This is a genomic window from Nocardia arthritidis NBRC 100137, from assembly GCF_001612765.1.
Lineage (GTDB): Bacteria > Actinomycetota > Actinomycetes > Mycobacteriales > Mycobacteriaceae > Nocardia > Nocardia arthritidis.
On sequence record NZ_BDBB01000035.1, the window covers coordinates 71,534 to 94,657 of the forward strand.

1 protein-coding gene is annotated in these 23,124 nt (G+C 71.1%); it reads left to right on the plus strand.

The features are described 5' to 3' along the window. Positions 1–374: 374 nt before the first annotated feature. Positions 375–23,124, plus strand: a 22,750-nt coding sequence (locus NA8_RS23305) for a non-ribosomal peptide synthase/polyketide synthase (protein WP_157106870.1), incomplete at its 3' end; no start/stop codon positions are given.

Genomic DNA, 23,124 nt, shown 5'->3' on the forward strand with positions numbered 1-23,124 from the left:
CGAAAGTGCCGGATGGTGCATCCGTGACGCATGTGAGAACCGCAACATCCGTCTGGCAAACCCGTTGCGGCGCATCTGCCAGCGGTAATGCTCGACAGCTATGAAGGCTGGTTGGTCGGGTGCCGGGGGCGACGGTAGATTGATCCGGTGATTCGCAAAGAAGGTCCCGGCGGAGCCGGTCGGTGGGTTCTGGGCACGGTCGAGCCCATGTAACAAGCCCGGCCTGTTGGACAGATAGTTCAAATGAACATTTTTTGCCTGATTTGATGTGAGAACTCAACCTGGAGACGCAGGCGCCACGCTCGGATAGGTGCGCGTCCCCTCCGGGTGTGGTCGGGGAGCGCTTGCGTGGTGTTCCGGAAGCGAGGTTACGGTTGGACCGGCTGGATTTCGGCGGAAACGGCGAAACTGGTGGCGAACGGGCACACGCTGGTTCCGGGGTAGAACCCGGCCTGTCCGGCGCCTTCCCGTTGTCACCTGCTCAGCTGGGCATCTGGTACGCGCAGCACGTGGACCCGCAGGTGCCGGTCAACATCGCGCAGTACGTCGACCTGCGCGGCGAGCTGGACGTCGAGCTGCTCAACCGGGCCAGCATCGATGCCTCGCATGAGCTCGGCTCCGGCTTCCTGCGCATCGTCGAGCGCGACGGCGAGCCGTTGCAGTTCGTCGACCACTCGATCGCCGACTACGACCGGGTCGAGTACGTCGACCTGCGCGACGAGGACGACCCGGAAGCCGCCGCGCTGGCCTGGATGCGCGCCGAGTACAGCCGCCCGCTGGACCTGACCACGGACCGCCTGATCAAGGCCGCCGCGCTGCGCCTGGCCGACGATCGCTGGTACTGGTACTCCCGCTCGCACCACATCGCGCTCGACGGCTTCGGCGCCATGACGAACGTCAACCGGATCGCCGAGCTGTACACCGCCTATGCCACCGGCGCCGAACCCGCGCCGTCCAAAGCGACCGATCTGCCCACGCTCTACGAGCAGGAGATCGCCTACCGGGACAGCACCCGCTTCGCCTCCGACAAGGAGTACTGGGCCCAGCGGGTGGCCGGGCTGGAGGAAGGCACCAGCCTGACCGGCCGTTCCGCGCCGCCGGCCGCGATCAACGGGATCGCCAGCGCCGCGTTGTCGGACGAGCAGAACGCGCAGCTGGAAGCGGCGGTCGCGCGGCACGATTCGTCGCCCGCCGGTCTGCTGCTGGCCGGTTTCGCCGCGTACCTGGCGCAGTGGAACGGCGTCGAGGACGTCATCCTCAGCCTGCCGGTGACCGCGCGCACCACCGCCGCGATGCGCCGCTCCGGCGGTGTGTCGTCGAACATCGTGCCGCTGCGGCTGCACGTCGGCCACGGCACCACGGTGTCCGAGCTGCTCAAGCAGGTCCAGGTCGAGGTCTCCGGCGCGCTGCGCCACCAGCGTTACCGGCACGAGGACATCCGCCGCGACGCGGCCGGTGACGGCGTGGTGACCACCGAGTTCTTCGGGCCGTGGGTCAACATCATGCTGTTCCACGACGAGATCGCGCTCGGATCGGTCGTGGGTCAGATGCACGTGCTGTCCACCGGCAGCATCGAGGATCTGGGCGTCAACTTCTACCAGTCGGTCGCGGGCACCCGCTCGCACATCGACTTCGAGACCAACCCCAACCTCTACACCGAGGACGAGGCGCGCCGTCACCACGGCCGCTTCCTCGAGTTCTTCGACCGGTTCCTCACGGCGGACGTGGACGAGCAGGTGTGGAGCCTGCCGGTCACCACCGCCGGTGAACGCGAGCGGACGCTGCTGGAGTGGAACGACTCCGAGCAGGACGTCCCGGAGACCACGCTGGCGGCCCTGCTGGACGCGCAGATCCCGCTGACCCCGGACAACACCGCGCTCGACTTCGAGGGCGCGACGCTGACCTACGCGGAGTTCGACGCGCGGGTCAACCGGCTGGCCCGCTTCCTGATCGCCGACGGCGTCGGCCCGGAGTCGCTGGTCGCGCTGGGCATGCGCCGCTCGCTGGAGCTGGTGATCGGCATGCACGCGGTGCTGAAGGCCGGTGGCGCGTACGTGCCGATCGATCCGGATCACCCGGCCGAACGCACCGCCTATATCCTCGACAGCGCCGCGCCGGTGTGTGTGCTGACGCACTCGGCCGACGAGCTGGAACTGCCGGAGTCGGTGCGCCGGGTCGAGATCGACACTCTGGACACCTCGGCGTACGCGCCGGACCCGGTCACCGACGCCGACCGCCTCGCGCCGCTGCGGCCGGACAACACCGCCTACGTCATCTACACCTCGGGTTCGACCGGTCGCCCCAAGGGCGTGGCGGTCACCCATCACGCGATCGTCAACCAGCAGCTGTGGATGCTCGACGAGTACCGGCTGACCGCGGCGGACGTGTACCTGCAGAAGACCGCGACCACGTTCGACGTGTCGCTGTGGGGCTACTTCCTGCCGCTGCTGGTGGGCGCGAAGCTGGTCATCGCGTCGCCGGACGGGCATCGCGACCCGCTGTACGTGGCGGAGATGATTTCCCGGCACGGAGTCACCGTGACCGACTTCGTCCCGTCCATGCTCACGGTATTCGTCGCGCACGCCACGCAGGCCCAGTGCGCCACGCTGCGCGCGGTTTTCGTGATCGGCGAAGCCTTGCCGCCGGAGACCGCCGCGGGTTTCCGCGCGCTCACCGACGCGGGGCTGCACAACCTGTACGGCCCCACCGAGGCCGCGGTCTCGGTGACCTACTGGGAGGCGACGGCCGCCGACACGGTGACCGTCCCGATCGGTATCCCGGAGTGGAACGTCCAGGTGTACGTGCTGGATTCGCGGCTGCGCCCGGCCGCGATCGGCGCGCCGGGCGAGCTGTACCTCGGCGGGCGCCAGCTCGCCCGCGGCTACCGCGGCCGTCCCGACCTGACGTCGGACCGCTTCGTCGCCAATCCGCTGGCGGGGGGCGGGTCCGGGGTCGAAGCCGGAGCGCGGATGTACCGCACCGGCGACCTGGTGCGCTGGAACGACGCGGGCACGCTGGAATACATCGGCCGCACCGACTTCCAGGTGAAGTTCCGCGGCCAGCGCATCGAGCTGGGCGAGATCGAGACCGATCTGCTCGCCCATCCCGCGGTCAGCCAGGCCGTGGTGCTGGTGGTGGACACCGCCACCGGCCAGCAGTTGGTGGCCTACGTCGTCCCCGCGCCCGGCCACACCGTTGAACCGGTGGAGCTGACCAGGTTCGCCGCCGAGAAGCTGCCCAGCTACATGGTGCCCGCGTCGATCATGGTGCTGGACGCCTTCCCGCTCAACACCAGCGGCAAGCTGGACCGCAAGGCCCTGCCGGAGCCGGTGTTCAGCGCCGACGCCGGTGATTTCCGTGCCCCGCGCACCCAGGCCGAGCAGATCGTGGCGGGCATCTTCGCCGACGTGCTCAGCCAGGAGCGCATCGGCATCGACGACAACTTCTTCGATCTGGGCGGCAACTCGCTGGTCGCCACCCAGGTGGTGGCGCGCATCGGCGCCGCGTTCGGCACCCAGATCGGGGTGCGCGCGCTGTTCGAGACCCCGACCGTCGCCGGTATCGCGGCGCGTGCGGAGAACGCCGCTCCCGTAGGCGAATCGCGTCCGCCGCTGGTGGCCCAGCAGCTCCCCGAGCGGGTGCCGTTGTCGCTGGCGCAGCAGCGCATGTGGTTCATCAACCAGTTCGACCCCACCGTGCCGACCTACAACCTGCCGTTCGTGGTGCGGTTGCGCGGCCAGGTGGACCTGGCGGCGTTGCAGTCGGCGCTGCTGGACGTGGTGCAGCGGCAGCAGTCGCTGCGCACGATCTTCCCCGAGTCCGGCGACGGCGGTTACCAGCAGGTGCTTCCGGTCGACCAGGTCGATCTCGGCATCGAGGTGCAGCCGATCGACGAGGCCGAATTGCACGGCGCGCTGGCCGAGTTCGCCGCGCGCGGCTTCGACGTCTCGCGGGAACTGCCGATCCGGGTGCGGGTGTTCGCGGTCACCGGCGGGCGCGGCAACGGCGTCGCCGACTACGCGGTGGCGTTCGTCGTGCATCACATCGCCGCCGACGGCTTCTCCTTCGGCCCGTTGGCCCGTGACGTGGCCGCGGCCTACCTGTCGCGCACCGCGGGCGAGGCGCCGAGCTGGGTGCCGCTGCCGGTGCAGTACCAGGACTTCAGCGTCTGGCAGCGGGAACTGCTCGGCGCGGAATCCGATCCCGCGTCCATGGCGGCGCGCGAGATCGCGTACTGGCGCAGGGCTCTCGCGGGTCTGCCGGATCAGCTCGACCTGCCCGCGGACCGCCCGCGCCCGCCGGTGCAGAGCTTCCACGGCAGCCGGGTGAGCTTCGACATCGACGTCGAGTTGCACCGGCGTCTGGTCGCGCTGGCCCGCGCCCAAGGCGTCAGCCTGTTCATGGTCATGCACGCCTCGCTGGCCGTGCTGCTGGCCCGGTTGTCCGGCACCAGCGACATCGCGATCGGCACTCCGGTCGCCGGACGTGGCGAGCAGGCCCTCGACGACCTGATCGGCATGTTCGTCAACACCCTCGTGCTGCGTTCGGAGGTGGACGGCAGCGAGCCGTTCGCCGAATTCCTCGGCCGCACCAGGGAAACCGACCTCGCCGCGTTCGCGTTCGCGGACGTGCCCTTCGAGCGCCTGGTCGAGGTGCTCAACCCGACCCGCTCGCAGGCGCGCCACCCGCTGTTCCAGGTGATGCTGTCGTTCCAGGAGATGTCGCACGCGACACTGGAACTGCCCGGCCTCTCGGTTACCGCCGACGAACTCGAGGTCGACATCGCCAAGTTCGACCTACAGTGGACGGTCACCGAGGAGCGGGGCGCCGACGGCGAGCCCGCGGGCATGGGCGCGGTCATCTCCTTCGCCACCGACCTGTTCGACGCGCCGACCGTCGCCGAGTTCGGCCGCCGCTACCAGCGCGTGCTGGAAGCGGCCGTCGCCGCGCCGGAAACCGCCGTGCGCGACATCGAGATCCTCGATGACGCCGAGCGCGCGCGGGTGCTGACCGAGTGGAACCACACCGGTCACGACGTGCCCGCCACCACCGTGCTCGAGCTGTTCTCCGAGCAGGTGCGGGGCAGGCCCGACGACCCCGCCGTCGTGTTCGACGGCGGCTCGCGCGGCGCGGACGAATTCGGCCTGCCGGTCGAGCTCACCTACGCCGAGTTCGCCGCCCGGGTCAATCGCCTGGCGCGCAAGCTGATCGACGAGGGCGTGGGCCCGGAAACACTGGTCGCCGTCGGTATCCGCCGGTCGGTGGACATGCTGGTGGCGATCTACGCCACGCTGACCGCGGGCGGCGGCTACGTGCCGATCGATCCCGACCACCCGGCCGAGCGCACCGAATACGTGCTCGACAGCTCTTCGCCGGTGTGCGTGCTCACCACCGCCGCCGACAACGTCACCGCCGCGGGCATCCCGGTGCTGACGCTGGACACGCTCGACCTGAGCGAATTCGGCGACGGACCCGTCACCGACGCCGAGCGCCGAGCGCCGCTGCGTGCCACCAACACCGCGTACGTGCTGTACACCTCCGGCTCCACCGGCCGCCCCAAGGGCGTCGCGGTCAGCCACGCGTCGGTGGTCAACCAGATCGCCTGGATCACCGGCGAATACCGGATCGGCCCCGCCGATGTGATCCTGCAGAAGACGCCGGTCACCTTCGACGTGTCGGTGTGGGAGTTGTTCGGCACGCTGGCCGTCGGCGCCCGCATGCTGATCGCCGCGCCCGACGGCCACCGCGATCCGATCTACCTGTCGGAGATCATCGGACGGCACCGGGTCACCATGACCTCGTTCGTGCCGTCCATGCTCTCGGTGTTCGCCGGTGCCGCGTCCACGGCCGAATGCGCTTCGCTGCGAGCGGTTCTCGTCGCCGGTGAGGCGCTGCCGCCCGCGACCGTCACCGCGTTCCGGCAGTTCTCCACCGCCGCGGTGCACAACCTGTACGGCCCGACCGAGTTCACCGTGCACGCCACCGCCTGGCACCTCAACGAGGTCGCGCCCACGTCGGTGCCGATCGGCCGCCCGGTGTGGAACGCGCAGACCTATGTGCTGGACGAGGGCCTCGCGCCCGTTCCGGTCGGTGTGCCCGGCGAGCTGTACCTCGGCGGCGTGCAGACCGCCCGCGGCTACCACGGCCGCCCCGATCTGTCCGCCGAACGCTTCGTCGCCGACCCGTTCGGCGCGCCCGGCTCCCGTCTGTACCGCACCGGCGACCTGGTGCGCTGGGTGCAGCCGCGTGATCCCGAGGTGGGCAGCGCGGGCGTGCTGGAGTACATCGGCCGCACCGACTTCCAGGTGAAGTTCCGCGGCCAGCGCATCGAGCTCGGCGAGATCGAGACCGCGCTGCTGGACCACCCGGCCGTCACCCAGGCCGTGGTGCTGGTGATGGACACCGTCGCGGGCGACCAGCTGGTCGGCTACGTGGTCAGCACCGGCGGCCCGGTCGACATCGACAACATCAAGAACGCCCTGCACCGCACGCTGCCCGCGTACATGGTGCCCTCGGCGATCGTGGTGCTGGAGGCGTTCCCGCTGAACGCCTCCGGCAAGCTGGACCGCAAGGCGCTGCCCGCCCCGGTGTTCGAGGTGCGCGAATTCCGCGCTCCGACAACGCCTATCGAGGAGATCGTCGCGCAGATCTTCGGTGAGGTGCTCGGCATCTCCCGCGTCGGCGTGGACGACGACTTCTTCGAGCTCGGCGGCAACTCGCTGATCGCCACCCAGGTCGCCTCCCGCCTCGGCATCGCGCTGGACACCAGGGTGCCCGTGCGCATGCTGTTCGAGGCGTCCACCGTCGCGGCGCTGGCCGCGCGGGTGGAGTCGCACGCCGGTGACGGCGCGCGCAAGGCGCTGGTCGCGCGGAACCGTCCGGAGCAGGTGCCGTTGTCGCTGGCACAGCAGCGCATGTGGTTCCTGAACCGGTTCGACACCTCCTCGGCGGTCAACAACATCCCGGTCGCGATCCGGCTGTCCGGGGATCTGGACATCGCCGCGTTGCAGGTGGCGGTCATCGACGTGATCGACCGGCACGAGTCGCTGCGAACGGTGTTCCCGGAGACCAAATCCGGCCCGGTGCAGGTGGTGCTGGACGCCGCGCAGATCGTGCCGGACCTGACCCCGGTGCCGGTGACCGAGCACAATCTGATCGACCACTTGGTCGAGCTGGCCTCGATGGCGTTCGACGTGACCAGCGAAGTGCCGTTGCACGCCCGGCTGTTCGAGATCAGCGAGACCGAGTACGTGCTCGGCATGGTGGTGCACCACATCTCGGCCGACGGCTGGTCGATGGGCCCGCTGGCCCGCGACGTCATGGTGGCCTACGCCGCCCGCACGTCGTGGGAGGCGCCGGCCTGGTCGGCGCTGCCGGTGCAGTACGCCGACTACGCGCTGTGGCAGCGCGAGGTGCTCGGTTCCGAGGACGACCCGAGTTCGCTGATCTCCAACCAGATCCGCTACTGGACGCGCGAACTGGCCGATCTGCCCGACGAGCTCGTGCTGCCCTCGGACCGGCCGCGCCCGGCCGTCGCCTCCTACCGCGGCGGCACCTACCCGTTCGTGATCTCCGGCGAGACCCAGCGCGCCCTGATCGAGCTGGGCCGCAGGCACAACGCGTCGTTGTTCATGGTGCTGCACAGCGCGCTGGCGGTGTTGCTGGCCCGGGCCAGCGGCACCAGCGACATCGCGATCGGCACCCCGGTCGCCGGTCGCGGCGAGGCCGCGCTGGACGACCTGATCGGCATGTTCGTCAACACGCTCGTACTGCGCACCGAGGTGGACGGCGCGACGAGTTTCGCCGATCTGCTCGCCCATGCGCGCGAGACCGACCTGCACGCGTTCGCGCACGCCGACGTGCCGTTCGAGCGGCTGGTCGAGGTGCTCAACCCGGCCCGTTCGCAGGCGCGTCACCCGCTGTTCCAGGTGATGCTGACCTTCCAGAACACCCGGCAGGCCAATCTGGAGCTGCCCGGTCTCTCGGTCAACGGCATCGACTACGACGCCCGGCTGGCCAAGTTCGACCTGCAGCTGACCCTCTCGGAGACCCAGGACGAACAGGGCGACTCGGCGGGCATGTCGGCCGAGTTCTCCTACGCGCTGGACCTTTTCGACGAGCCGACCGTCGCGGCGTTCGCCCGCCGCCTGGACCGCATCCTCGCGGCCGTGACCGCCGACCCGGACGTGCCGATCGGCGACATCGATCTGCTCGCGTCCGAGGAACGCGCGCGGGTGCTGGTCGATTGGAACGACACCGGGCACCCGGTGGACCAGCACGCGACGCTGGTCTCGCTGTTCGACGCGCAGGCGGCGGCCACGCCCGACGCGATCGCGCTGGACTTCGAAGGCGAGCGGCTGACCTACCGCCAGTTCCAGGAACGGGCCAACCGCATCGCCCGGCAGCTGATCGGCGCGGGCGTCGGCCCGGAATCGCTGGTGGCGCTGGCGCTGCGGCGTTCCACCGAACTGGTCGTCGCGATGTACGCGGTGGTGCAGACCGGCGCGGCCTACCTGCCGCTGGATCCGGACCAGCCCGCCGACCGGGTCAACTACATCATCGAGACCGCGCGTCCGCGGATGATCCTCTACCGCTCGGCGGACGGCTTCGGCCTGGACCCGCAGCCGGAGGTCACGGCGCTGTCGGTGGAGGGCATCGAGGGCGTGCCCGGTTTCGCCGCGACCAGCGGCGCGCCGATCACCGACGCCGAGCGCACGCGTCCGCTGCGGCCGGAGAACACCGCGTACGTGATCTTCACTTCCGGTTCGACCGGTCGCCCGAAGGGTGTGGCGGTCAGCCACGCCGCGATCGTCAACCGGCTGCTCTGGATGCAGCACGAGTACCCGATCGGCCGCGAGGACGCGGTGCTGCAGAAGACGCCCGCCACCTTCGACGTGTCGGTGTGGGAGTTCTTCTGGCCGTTGCAGACCGGGGCCAAGCTGGTAGTCGCGAAGCCGGACGGGCATCGCGACCCGGTGTACCTGTCCCGGATCATCGCCGACGAGCAGATCACCACGGCGCATTTCGTGCCGTCGATGCTCTCGGTCTTCGTCTCCACGCTGGGCAACGAGAACGGCGACGGGCTGCCCGTGCCGCGGCTGCGGCAGGTCTTCGCCTCCGGTGAGGCGCTGCCCGCGCAGACCGCACAGCGTTTGCGCGAGCTGACCGGCGCCAGGCTGCACAACCTGTACGGCCCGACCGAGGCCGCCGTCGACGTGACCTACCACGAGGCGACCGAGGCCGACACGGTGTCGGTGCCGATCGGACGCCCGGTGTGGAACACCCGCGTCTTCGTGCTCGACAGCCGCCTGCACCCGGTCGCGCCGGGTGTCGCGGGCGAACTGTATCTCGCGGGTGAGCAGCTGGCGCTCGGCTACCTGGGTCGCTCCGACCTGACCGCCGACCGGTTCGTGGCCAACCCCTACGGCGCCCCGGGCGACCGGATGTACCGCACCGGCGACCTGGTGGCCTGGACCACCGGCGCGAGCGCCGGATCAGGCACTGCCGGTGAGCTCGAGTATCTCGGCCGCACCGACTTCCAGGTGAAGCTGCGCGGCCTGCGCATCGAGCTGGGCGAGATCGAGGCCGCGCTGCTGGCGCAGCCCGGGGTCGTGCAGTCGGTGGTCGTGCTGCGCTCCGACGCGCACGCCGGCGATCAGCTGGTGGGCTACCTGGTGTGCGAACCGTATGTGGCCGTCGACATCGACGAGGTGAAGGCCGCGCTCGCCACGGCACTGCCGGGCTACATGATCCCGGCCGCGCTGGTCGTACTGGACGCCTTCCCGGTCAACGCCTCCGGCAAGCTGGATCGCCGGGCGCTGCCCGCCCCGGTGTTCGAGGCCAGGATCTTCCGCGCGCCGTCGACGCCGATCGAGGAGATCGTCGCGGAGATCTTCGCCGACCTGCTCGGCGTGCCGCGCGTCGGCGTGGACGACGACTTCTTCGAACTCGGCGGCAACTCGCTGGTGGCCACCCAGGTGGTCGCCCGCCTCAGCGCGGCGCTGAACACCGAGGTCGGCGTGCGCGTGCTGTTCGAGGCTCCGACCGTGGCCACGCTGGCCGCCCGGGTCGAGTCGCACGCCGGAAGCGGTGCGCGCCAGGCGCTCACGGCACAGGTGCGTCCCGAGCACCCGCCGCTGTCGCTCGCGCAGCAGCGCATGTGGTTCCTCAATCGCTTCGACCTCGGGAGCGGAGCGACCGCATCGGGCGCAGCCTCCGCCACGTACAACATCCCGGCCGCGGTGCGGCTGGAAGGCGCGCTGGACCTGGACGCGCTGCGCGGCGCCATCGCCGACGTGGTCGCGCGGCACGAATCGCTGCGCACGATCTACCCGTCGCGTGACGGCGTGGCCTACCAGCGGGTGCTCAACGCCGCCAGGGCCATCCCCGAGCTGGACGTGGTCGAGGTGGCCGAGGGGCAGTTGCTCGGCGTGCTCTACGAATTCGTCGAGCGCGGCTTCGACGTGACCAGCCAGCCGCCGGTGCGCCTGCGCGCCTACCGGCTCGGTCCGGACGACTACGTCCTGGTCGTCGTGGTGCACCACATCGCGGCCGACGGCTTCTCCATGCGGCCGCTGGTGCGCGACCTGATGACCGCCTACGTGGCGCGTACCTCCGCGGCCCAGCCGGGCTGGCCGCCGCTGGCGGTCCAGTACGTGGACTTCGCGCTGTGGCAGCGCGACACGCTGGGCTCCGAGGACGACCCGACGTCGCTGATCTCCGAGCAGCTCGACTACTGGCGCGATGCGCTGGCCGGTCTGCCCGACGAACTGCGCCTGGCCGGCCGTCCGCGGCCCGCCGTCGCCTCCTACGGCGCGGGCACCTACCGGTTCCGCGTGCCGGGCGATCTCATCGAGGACCTGAACCGGGTCGCGCAGACGCACGGCGGCACGCTGTTCATGGTGGTGCACAGCGCCTTCGCCGCCCTGCTCGCACGGTTGAGCGGCTCCGACGACATCGCCGTCGGCATCCCGGTCGCCGGTCGCGGTGAGCAGGCGCTCGACGATCTGGTCGGCATGTTCGTCAACACCCTGGTGCTGCGCGCTCGAGTGGACACCGCCGAGTCGTTCGCCGGCCTGCTCGCCCGGGTCCGCGAGCGCGACCTGCAGGCGTTCGCGCACGCCGACGTGCCGTTCGAGCGGCTGGTCGAGGTGCTCAACCCGGCCCGGTCCCAGGCGCGCCACCCGCTGTTCCAGGTGATGCTGTCGTTCCAGAACCTCGGCCGCACCGCGCTGGAGCTGCCCGGGCTCACCGTCTCCGAGCTGGGTATCGACCAGCCGACGGCGAAGTTCGACCTCCAGCTCACGCTCAGCGAGGTCCCCGGCGGCGAAGCGGCGATGGACGCCGAACTCGTCTACGCCACCGACCTGTTCGACGGCGTGTTCGCCGGTACCTTCGCCGAGCGTTTCGTGCGTGTGCTGCGCGGGGTCGCCGCGGAGCCGTCGATCACCGTCGGCGACATCGATCTGCTGGAGGACGCCGAGCGGTCCTTGGTCGTCGAGCGGTGGAACGCCACCGAGTTCCCGGTCGACGCCGCGCTCACCTCGCCGGTCGGCGACGCCGCGGCGACGCTGGTCTCGCTGTTCGAGGCGCAGGTCGCGCGCACCCCGGACAGTCCCGCGGTGACGTTCGAGGGGACGAGTCTGTCCTACGCCGAGTTCGCCGCCAGGGTGCACCGGTTGGCGCGCTGGCTCAAGGTCAACGGCGTCGGGCCGGAATCGTATGTTGCGTTGGGCATGCGCCGCTCGATCGACCTGGTGGTCGGCATGTACGCGGTGAACGCCGCGGGCGGTGCGTACGTGCCGCTGGATCCGGACCATCCGGCCGAGCGCATCGACTACATCCTCGAGACCGCGCGCCCGGTGTGCGTGCTGACCTCCGGCTCCGACCTGGAGACCACCGTCTCCAGGCAGGTGCGTATCGATCAGCTCGACCTGTCGGAGTTCGCCGACGGCCCGCTGACCGACGCCGACCGGCACAAGCCGCTGCGTCCGGCCAACACCGCGTACGTGATCTTCACTTCCGGTTCGACCGGCCGCCCGAAGGGCGTGGCGGTCTCGCACGCCGCGATCGTCAACCGCCTGGTCTGGATGCACGCCGAGTACGGGTTGGCGGCCGACGACGTGGTGTTGCAGAAGACTCCCGCGACCTTCGACGTGTCGGTATGGGAGTTCTTCTGGCCGTTGCAGGTCGGCGCCCGGTTGGTGGTGGCGAAGCCGGACGGTCATCGCGATCCCGCTTACCTGGCGCGGCTGATCGTCGGCGAGCAGGTCACCACGGCGCACTTCGTGCCGTCGATGCTGTCGGTGTTCGTGGCCGAGGAACGCGCGGCCGAATGCGTCAGCCTGCGTAACGTGTTCGCCTCCGGTGAGGCGCTGCCCGCGGTGACCGCGCAGAAGTTGCGCGAGCTGACCGGCGCGCGGCTGCACAATCTGTACGGTCCGACCGAGGCCGCGGTCGACGTCACCTTCCACGAGGTGACCGAGGACGACACGGTGTCGGTGCCGATCGGCGCTCCGGTGTTCAACACGCAGGTGTACGTGCTGGATTCGCGGCTGCGGCCGGTTCCGGTGGGCGTGCCCGGTGAGTTGTACCTCGCGGGCGCGCAGCTGGCGCACGGCTATGTGGGCCGCCCCGATCTGACCACCGAGCGTTTCGTGGCCAATCCGTTCGGCGACGCCGACCGGATGTACCGCACCGGCGACCTGGTGGCCTGGACCGAAGACGGTGAGCTGGAGTACTTGGGCCGCACCGACTTCCAGGTGAAGGTGCGTGGTCTGCGCATCGAACTCGGCGAGATCGAGTCGGCGCTGACCGCGCTGCGGTCGGTCGCGCAGGCGGTGGTCGTGGTGCGCACCGATGAGCGGACCGGTGACCAGCTGGTCGCGTACCTGGTGACGGACCCGGACCGGGTGGTGGACGTCGAGTCGGTCAAGGCCGAGCTCGGCGCGCGGCTGCCCGGGTACATGGTGCCCGCGGCCTACGTGGTGCTCGACGAGTTCCCGCTGAACGCCTCCGGCAAGCTGGACCGCAAGGCGCTGCCGGACCCGGTCTTCGAGGCCAAGGTGTTCCGCGCCCCCGCGACGCCGGTGCAGGAGATCGTGGCCGAGACCTTCGCCGAGGTGCTCGGCGTGGAGCGGGTCGGCCTGGACGACGACTTCTTCGAACTGGGCGGCAACTCGCTGGTCGCCACGCAGGTGGCGGCGCGGCTCGGCGAGGCGCTGAACACGCAGGTTCCGGTGCGCGCGCTGTTCGAGGCGTCCACCGTGGTCGCGCTGGCGGCGAAGGTGGAATCGGCCGCCGGAGAGGGCGGCCGGACGCCGCTGGTCGCGCGGGAGCGCCCCGAGCTGGTGCCGCTCTCGCTCGCCCAGCAGCGGATGTGGTTCCTCAACCGGTTCGACAACCGCACCGCGGTGAACAACATCCCGGTCGCGCTGCGGCTGACCGGCGAGCTGGACGTCGCCGCGCTCGGCGCGGCCATCCGCGACGTGCTCGCGCGGCACGAGGCGCTGCGCACGATCTACCCCGAGGTGGAGGGCACCGGCTACCAGCGTGTCCTGCCGGTGAGCGAGGTCGCCTTCGACCTGGTCGCCGAACCCGTCGGGGCGGACGAGCTGCCCGCGCGGATCGTCGAGCTGGCGAGCGCCGGTTTCGACGTGACCGCCGAGATCGGGTTCCGGGCGAGCCTGCTCGCGCTGTCGGCGACCGACCACGTGGCGGTGCTGGTCATGCACCACATCAGCGCGGACGGCTTCTCGCTGCGGCCGCTGCTGCGCGATGTCGTGCTCGCCTACACCGAACGCGCCCGCGGCGAGGTGCCGTCCTGGGCCCCGCTGGAGGTGCAGTACGCCGACTACGCGCTGTGGCAGCGTGACGTGCTCGGCGCCGAGGACGACGCGGATTCCGTCGCGGCCCGGCAGATCGCCTACTGGACCGAACAACTGCGCGACCTGCCCGACCAGATCGAACTGCCCGCCGACCGGCCGAGGCCGGAGAGCGCCTCCAATGCCGGTGGCACGCACGATTTCTCGGTCGACGCGCAGGTGCACGAAGCGCTGTCGGAGCTGGCGCGCGCCCGTGGCGTGACGCTGTTCATGGTGGTGCACGCCGCGCTGGCGGTGTGGGCCGGCCGGCTGTCGGGCAGCACCGATGTAGCGATCGGCACCCCGATCGCGGGCCGCGGCGAACGCGTGCTCGACGACGTCGTCGGCATGTTCGTCAACACGCTGGTGCTGCGCACCGAAGTCGATCCGGGCGCTCGCTTCGACGAGCTGCTCGACCAGGTGCGCCGCACCGATCTGGCCGCCTTCGCCAACGCCGACGTGCCGTTCGAGCGGCTGGTCGATGTGCTCAGCCCGGTGCGCTCGCAGGCGCACCACCCGCTGTTCCAGGTGGCGCTGACCTTCGAGGCCGCCTCGGCGGCCGATCTCGGCACCGTCGCGCTGCCCGGCGGCCTCGACGTCGCCGCCGTCGAATTCGACCCCGGCACCGCGAAATTCGACGTGCAGCTCACCGTCGGCGAGTCCGCCGAGGGCGGGCTGACGCTGTCGTGGAACTACGCCACCGAACTGTTCGACCCGGAGACGGTTGCCGCATTCGCCGACCGTTTCGTGCGCATCCTGCGCGGTGTGGCCGAGGATCCGCGGGCCGCCATCGGCGACATCGATCTGCTCGGCGAGGCCGAGCGGCTGGACGTGTCGCAGCGCTGGGTGTCCTCCGGCGCCCAGAGCGTCGCGGGTGCGTTCGCCGACCCGGACATCACGCTGGTCGGGTTGTTCGACGCGGCCGTCGCCGCGCACCCGAACCGGATCGCGGCCCGCTTCGGCGTCGAGACGCTGACCTACGCCGAGCTGGACCGGCGCGCGAATGTGCTCGCGCGCAGGCTGATCAGCGACGGCGCGGGACCGGAGACCCTGGTCGCGGTGATCCTGCCGCGATCGCTGGACCTCGTGGTCGCGCTGCTGGCCGTGGTGAAGACCGGCGCGGGTTACGTCCCGGTCGACCCGACCTACCCGGCCGAGCGCATCGCCTACGTGCTCGCCGATTCCCGGCCCACCAGCGTGGTGCTCGACTCCACGGTGCAGGTCGAGGTGCCCGCCGGGCTGCCCGCCGTCGTGCTGGACGGATTCGCGGTGGAGACGGGCAACGTCGAGGACGCCGACGACGCGCCGATCACCGACGCCGACCGCAACGCGGCGCTCACCCCCGACAACGTCGCGTACGTGATCTACACCTCCGGCTCGACCGGCCGCCCGAAGGGCGTCGCGGTCGCGCACCGCAATGTGGTGCGTTTGTTCGCGAACACCGACCGCGACTTCGGTTTCGGGCCCGAGGACACCTGGACGCTGTTCCACAGCTACGCGTTCGACTTCTCGGTGTGGGAGCTGTGGGGTCCGCTGCTGTTCGGCGGCACCCTCGTGGTGGTCGACTACTACACCTCGCGCTCACCGGAGCAGTTCCTGGAACTGCTGCGCGCCGAACGCGTCACGGTGCTCAACCAGACCCCGTCCGCGTTCTACCAGCTGGCCGAGGCCGACCGGAACGCCGCGCCGGACGCCGCGCCGCTGGCGCTGCGCTACGTGGTGTTCGGCGGGGAGGCGCTGGAACTGCGCAGGCTGTCGGACTGGGTCGCGCGCCACGGCGACGGCACCGGTGCGTCCGCTGCCGGGCCGCTGCTGGTCAACATGTACGGCATCACCGAGACCACGGTGCACGTGTCCTACCGCGCGCTGGACGCCGCGACCATCGCCGCCGCCTCCGGCAGCGTGGTCGGCCGCGCCATCGCGGGCCTGCGGGTATACGTGCTCGACAACCGGCTGCGTCCGGTGCCGGTCGGCGTCGCGGGCGAGATGTACGTGGCGGGCCCGCAGCTGGCTCGCGGCTACCTCGGCCGTCCCGACCTGTCGGCGACCCGCTTCGTCGCCGATCCGATGGGCGACGCGCCGGGCGGGCGACTGTACCGTTCCGGCGACCTGGCGCGCTGGAACCGGTTCGGCGAGCTGGAGTACCTGGGCCGCGCCGACGACCAGGTGAAGGTGCGCGGCTTCCGCATCGAGCTCGGCGAGATCGAATCGGCGATCCTGGCCCAGCCCGGTATCGCGCAGGCCACCGTTATCGTGCGCGAGGACCAGCCCGGCGATCAGCGGATCGTCGCTTACGTGGTGTCCGAGCCGGGCGCCGAGCCGGTGCTCGACGCGGTGCGCGACGGGGCGGCCGAGCAGCTGCCCGCCTACATGGTGCCCTCGGCCGTGGTGCGGCTGGAGTGGATCCCGCTGACCGTCAACGGCAAGCTGGACCGCCGTGCGCTGCCCGCCCCGACGGCGACCTCGCGCGCCTTCCGCGCGCCGGTCACCCCGGTGCAGGAGACCGTGGCGGCGGTGTTCGCCGATGTGCTCGGCCTGGAGCGGGTCGGCGTGGACGACGACTTCTTCGATCTGGGCGGCAACTCGCTGATCGCCACCAGGGTGGTCGCCCGCATCGGCGCGGCGCTCGGCACGACCGTCGCCGTGCGCACGCTGTTCGAGGCCTCCACCGTGGAAGCGCTTGCCGCGCGGGTGGAATCGCACGCCGACGGCGCCGCCCGGGCGCGGCTGGTCGCGCGCGAGCGCGCGGCAGGCGAACTGGTGCCGCTGTCGTTCGCGCAGCAGCGCATGTGGTTCCTGAACAAGTACGACACCGCCTCGGCGGCCTACAACCTGCCGATCGCCATCCGGCTCACCGGCGCGCTGGACGTCGAGGCGCTGCACCTGGCGGTCGCCGACGTAGTGCGCAGGCACGAATCGCTGCGCACCCGCTACCCCGAGCACGGCGGCACCCCGGTCCAGGTGATCGTTCCCGCCGAGGACATCGTCCTGGATCTGCACCCCGTGGCGGTGGAGCAGGCGCGGCTGATCGAGGCGGTAACCGAGTTCGTCACCACCGGATTCGATGTGGCCGAAGAGGTTCCGCTGCGCACCCGGCTGTACGCGGCCGGGCCGGACGAGCACGTGCTCGTCGTGGTGGTGCACCACATCGCGGCCGACGGTTTCTCGATGGGCCCCCTGACCCGCGACGTGATGGCCGCCTACACCGCGCGCAGCACCGGTAGCGCACCCGGCTGGGCGCCGCTGGCGGTGCAGTACGCCGACTTCGCGGTGTGGCAGCGCGAAATCCTCGGTTCCGAGGAGGATCCGGACTCGCTGCTGGCCAAGCAGGTCGCGTACTGGCGGCGCGCGCTCGACGACGTCCCCGACGAGCTGGCCCTGCCGACCGACCGCCCGCGTCCGGCCGTCGCCTCGCACCGCGGCGCGACGCTGCACCGCGAGCTGTCCGGCGACCTGGTCGCCGCGCTGGAGGAGGTCGCGCGGCAGCGCGGTGCGTCGCTGTTCATGGTGATGCACGGTGCGCTGGCGGTGCTGCTTTCGCGGTTGTCCGGCAGCGACGACGTCGCGGTCGGCACCCCGATCGCGGGCCGTGGCGAGGCCGCGCTCGACGACCTGGTCGGCATGTTCGTCAACACGCTGGTACTGCGGACCGGCATCGAGCCCGGCGAGTCGTTCGCCGATTTGCTCGCCCGCGTGCGCCGCACCGACCTGGACGCCTACGGCAACGCCGACGTGCCGTTCGAGCGGCTGGTGGAACTGCTCGCGCCGGAGCGCTCGCAGGCCCGCAACCCGCTGTTCCAGGTGATGCTGGCGTTCCAGAACCTGGAGCGCACCACCCTGGAGCTGCCCGGTCTTTCGGTGTCCGCGCTGGACCTGGAAGAGAACGTCGCGCGCTTCGACCTGCAGTTCACCCTCGCCGAGCGCGGTGACACCGGTTCCGGCGCCATGGCTTTGGCGCTCACCTACGCCACCGAGCTGTTCGACGAGTCCACCGCGGCGGCCATCGTGGACCGCTGGGAACGCGTGCTCGCGGCGGTGGCGGCCGACGCGTCGGTCACCGTCGGCGCGATCGACGTCCTCGACGCCGCCGAGCGGGCCGACCTGGTCGCGCGCACCGGCGCGCCCGCCACGCCCGCGCGGACGCTGCCGGCCCTGATCGCCGAGGCCGCCGCCATCGATCCCGAGGCGCCCGCCGTGGTGTTCCAGGGGAGAAGTGTGTCCTACGGCGAGCTGGACGCGCGGTCCAACCGCCTGGCCCGCTTGCTGATCGAGCGCGGCATCGGCACCGAGGACCTGGTGGCGGTCGCCCTGCCGCGCTCGGACGAGTCGTACTTCGCCGAATGGGCGGTGTCCAAGTCCGGCGGCGCGTTCGTGCCGATCGACCCCGCCTACCCGGCCGACCGCATCGCGCACATGGTCACCGATTCGGGCTCCCCGATCGGTCTCACCGTGGCGGCTGTGCGCGCCGAGCTGCCCGAGTCGGTCGAATGGCTGGTGCTCGACGAACTGGATCTCGACGGGTTCGACGACGCCGCGATCACCGACGCCGATCGGCTGCGTCCGGTGCGGCCGGAGCACCCCGCGTACGTCATCTACACCTCCGGTTCCACCGGTGTGCCCAAGGGCGTCGTGGTCACCCACGCCGGTCTGGCCAACTTCCGCGACGAGCAGAACGCCCGCTACGCGGTCGATTCCGACACGCGCGCACTGCATTTCGCCTCGCCCAGCTTCGACGCCTCGATTCTGGAATTCCTGCTGGCGATCGGCCGCGGCGGCGCCCTGGTGGTCTGCCCGCCCGGCGTCTACGGCGGCGAGGAGCTGTCCGAGCTGATCCGCGCCGAGCGGGTCACCCACGCGTTCATCACCCCGTCGGTGCTCGCCTCGCTGGATTCGGCCGCGCTGGCCGGCATGCGGGTGATCGTGGCCGGTGGTGAAGCAGTGCCCGCCGATCTGGTCGCCAAGTGGGGTGGGGCGCCCGACGGTTCGGGTCGCCGCTTCCACAACGGCTACGGCCCGACCGAGACCACGATCATGACCAACATCAGCGACGCGCTCGCGCCGGGCGACCGGGTCACCATCGGTGGCCCGACCCGCGGCATGCAGTCGCTGATCCTGGACGCCCAGCTGCGGCCCGTTCCGGTGGGTGTAGCGGGTGAGCTGTATCTGTCGGGCGTCCAGCTGGCGCGTGGCTACCACGCGCGGCCGGGGCTGTCGGCGGAGCGGTTCGTCGCCAACCCGTACGTGCCGGGCGCGCGGATGTACCGCACCGGTGACGTCGTCCGCTGGACCCGGGTCGGGCACTCCGCGGGCTCCGCGCCCGCTGGAGGAGCCGAATCGCTCGTCGTCGAATACGTAGGCCGCTCCGACTTCCAGGTGAAGGTGCGCGGTTTCCGCATCGAGCTCGGCGAGATCGACGCCGCGCTGGCCTCGCACGAGACCGTCGACTTCGCGGTCACCGTCGGCCACAAGAGCGCCGCGGGCGCGGTGTCGCTGGTGTCGTACGTCGTCGCCGCGCAGGGACACTCGATCGACGTGGCGGCGCTGACCGCGCACGTCGAGGATCGCCTGCCCGCCTACATGGTGCCCTCGTCGATCATGGTGATCGACCACGTGCCGCTCACCCCGGTGGGCAAGCTGGACCGCAAGGCGCTGCCGGAGCCGGTGTTCGCGACCGAGGTCGTGTTCCGCGCGGCGCGCACCCCGGTCGAGCAGACCATCGCCGAGGTGTTCGCCGAGGTGCTCGGCGTGGAGCGGGTCGGCGTGGACGACTCCTTCTTCGCGCTGGGCGGCGACAGCATCGTCTCCATCCAGCTGGTCTCGCGGGCCAAGGCCCGCGGCGTGGTGTTCACCCCGCGGCACGTCTTCGAGCAGCGCACCGTGGCCGGGCTGGCATCCGTCGCCGAGACCACCGAGGCGGCCGAGGCGTCGGCCACCACCCTGGCCGAGCCGCCCGGCGGCGGCATCGGCGCGATGCCGTTGACGCCGGTGGTGCGGTTCATGGCGGAGCGGCGCGGCTCGTTCGGGCGGTTCAACCAGACGCTGGCGCTGGAATTGCCGGTCGGCATCGACCGGGCGGGCATCGCCGCGACGGTCGCCGCGGTCATCGATCGGCACGACATGCTGCGCGCGAGCCTGCGCCGCGACGGCGACGACTGGGTCGTCGAGACCGCCGCGCCGGGCACCGTCGAGGTGGACGCGCTGATCGACCGCACCGAGTTCGCCGCGAACGCCACCGATGCCGAGTTGGTCGCGATCGCCTCGTCCGCACTGGACGAGTCGCTGGACCGGCTCGATCCCGCCGCGGGCGTGGTCATCCGGTTCGTCTGGCTGGAACCCGATTCCGCCGAACGCGCCGGACGCCTGATCGTCGTGGCCCACCACCTGGTGGTGGACGGCGTCTCCTGGCGCATCCTGGTGCCGGACTTCGTGACGGCCTGGGGCCAGCGCACCGCGGGGCAGACGCCCGAGCTGGTCGCTCCGGCCACGTCGATGCGCGCCTGGGCGCATGCGCTGGAGCGCGAGGCGGCGAGCCCCGAGCGGGTGGCCGAGCTGGACTACTGGCGTTCGGTGGTCGCCGCGGCCGATCCGCTGCTGACCGAACGTCCGATGGACCCGGCCCTCGACACTTCCGGCGTCATCGAGAAACTTCAGGTCGAGGTGTCCGCCGAGGTCACCAAGGCCCTGCTCACCACCGTTCCGGCGCTGTTCCACGGCGGCGTGAACGACGGCCTGCTCACCGCGCTGGCGCTGGCCACCGCGAAGTGGCGGGCGCGACGGATCGCCGCCCGGGGCGAGGATTCGCTGCTGATCCGCCTGGAGGGTCACGGCCGCGAGGAAGACGTGGTGCCGGGCGCGGATCTGTCACGCACCGTCGGCTGGTTCACCGCGATCTACCCGGTCCGGTTCGACCTAGCGGGCATCGATGTCGACGCCGCGTTCACCGGCGGGCCCGCGCTGGGCGCGGCCGTCAAGGCGGTCAAGGAGCAGTTGCTCTCGGTGCCGGACAAGGGCATCGGCTACGGCTTGCTGCGCTACCTGAACGCCGAGACCGCCGCCGAGCTGCCGCGCGAACTGCCTGGCCAGGTGAGCTTCAACTACCTCGGCCGGATCTCCGAGGGTGACGTGCCGGAGTCGCTGCGCGGCTTCGGCTGGATCCCCGCGCCGGAACTCGGCGCGCTGGGCGGAGCCTACGACGCGGACATGCCCGCGATGGCGCCGCTGGACGTCAACGCGATCGTGGTCGGCGACAAGCTGACCGCCAACATCGGCTACCCGGCGACCCTGCTGTCGGCCGCCGAGGTCCGCGAGTTCGGCGAGCTGTGGACCGCCGCGCTGGAAGCGGTGGCGCGCCACGCCAATTCCGCGGGCGCGGGCGGGCACACTCCGTCGGACTTCACGCTGGTGCGCAGCACGCAACGGGATATCGACACCTGGGAGCGGCGCTTCCCGGCGCTGGCCGACGTCTGGCCACTGTCGGCGCTGCAGGCCGGTCTGCTGTTCCACGCCCGCCTCGCGGCGAGCTCGGTGGACGTGTACACCGCCCAGGCGGTGCTGACGCTCACCGGCCGGGTCGACGCCGCCCGGTTGCGTGCGGCCGCACAGGCCTTGGTGGACCGCTACGAGAACCTGCGCACCGCGTTCGTCAGCGACCACGACGGCAACCCGGTGCAGATCGTGCTGGACAGCGTGCGCGTCGCGTGGGCCGAGCACGACCGGATCGAATCCGGTTCGGCCGACGACCTGATCGAGGCCGACCGCATGCGGCGGTTCGACCTGGCCGCACCGCCGCTGATCCGCTTCACGCTGATCCAGGTCGCGCCCGACCGCTGGCAGTTCGTGGTGTCCAACCACCACATCCTGCTCGACGGCTGGTCGATGCCGCTGCTCATGCGGGATCTGCTGATGCTCTACGCCGTTCACGCGGATACCGCCGCGCTGCCCGCCGTGCGCTCCTACCGGCACTTCCTGGACTGGACCCGGCAGCAGGACCACGCGGCGTCGCTGGCCGCGTGGGCGCACGCGCTGCGCGGCGTCGGCGAGCCGACCCTGCTGGCGCGGCCGGACGCGGGTCGCGAGATCACCTCGCTGTCCGGCGAGTACTTCTTCGAGCTCGACGAGGCGACCACCGCGCGGCTGACCGCGCTGGCGGGCTCACTCGGCGTCACCCCGAACACCGTGCTGCAGACGGCGTGGGGCATGCTCGTCGGCCGGATGACCAGCCGCGACGACGTGCTGTTCGGCACCACCGTCTCCGGGCGTCCCGCGCAGCTGTCCGGCGTGGAGGCGATGGTCGGTCTGTTCATCAACACCGTGCCGGTGCGGGTGCGCTTCGACTCGTCGGAGTCCGTGCGCGATCTGCTGGTCCGCACCCAGGGCGAGCAGGCCGATCTGCTCGACCACCACTACGTGGGCCTGGCCGACATCCAGGCGGTCGCGGGCATCGGCGGACTGTTCGACACGCTCGTGGTGTTCGAGTCCTACCCGGTGGACGCCGCGGGCCTGCAGGCGCAGGCCGCGGACATCGACGGCATGGCCGTGGTCGGCCTGGACGCGGCCGACGCCACGCACTACCCGCTGACCCTGATCGCGCAGCTGGATTCGCGGCTGCGGGTGCGCGCGGGCTATCTGCGCGACCTGTTCGACGAGCAGACCGTCCGCCGCATCGCCGACCGCCTGATCCGGATGCTCACCGCGATCACCGCCGCGCCCGACGCGGTGGTGGGCGACATCGAGCTGCTCGACAGCGCCGAGCGCGAACTCGTGCTGCGCGGCTGGAACGACACCGAGTTCGATGTGGCCGCGGCGTTGTCGGGTCGCTCCGCGGGCTCCGCCGCGGCCGCGACCCTGGTCTCGATGTTCTACGACCAGGTGGAACGCACCCCCGACGCGACCGCGATCACGTTCGAGGGGACAAGTCTGTCCTACGCCGAGTTCTCCTGGCGGGTGAACCAGCTGGCGCGGTGGCTGATCGCGCGCGGGGTCGGCCCGGAATCGTATGTGGCGCTGGGCATGCGGCGCTCGATCGATCTGGTGGTCGGCATGTACGCCGTCGCCGTGGCCGGCGGCTCGTACGTGCCGCTGGACCCGGATCACCCGGCCGAGCGCACCGAATACATCCTCGGCACGGCCGATCCGGTGTGCGTGCTGACCTCCGGCAGCGATCTGGACATCGACACCGCGCAGGTACGGATCGATCTGCTGGACCTGAAGGGCCTGTCGGAGGCGCCGGTTACCGACGCGGATCGCCGTGCGCCGCTGCGTC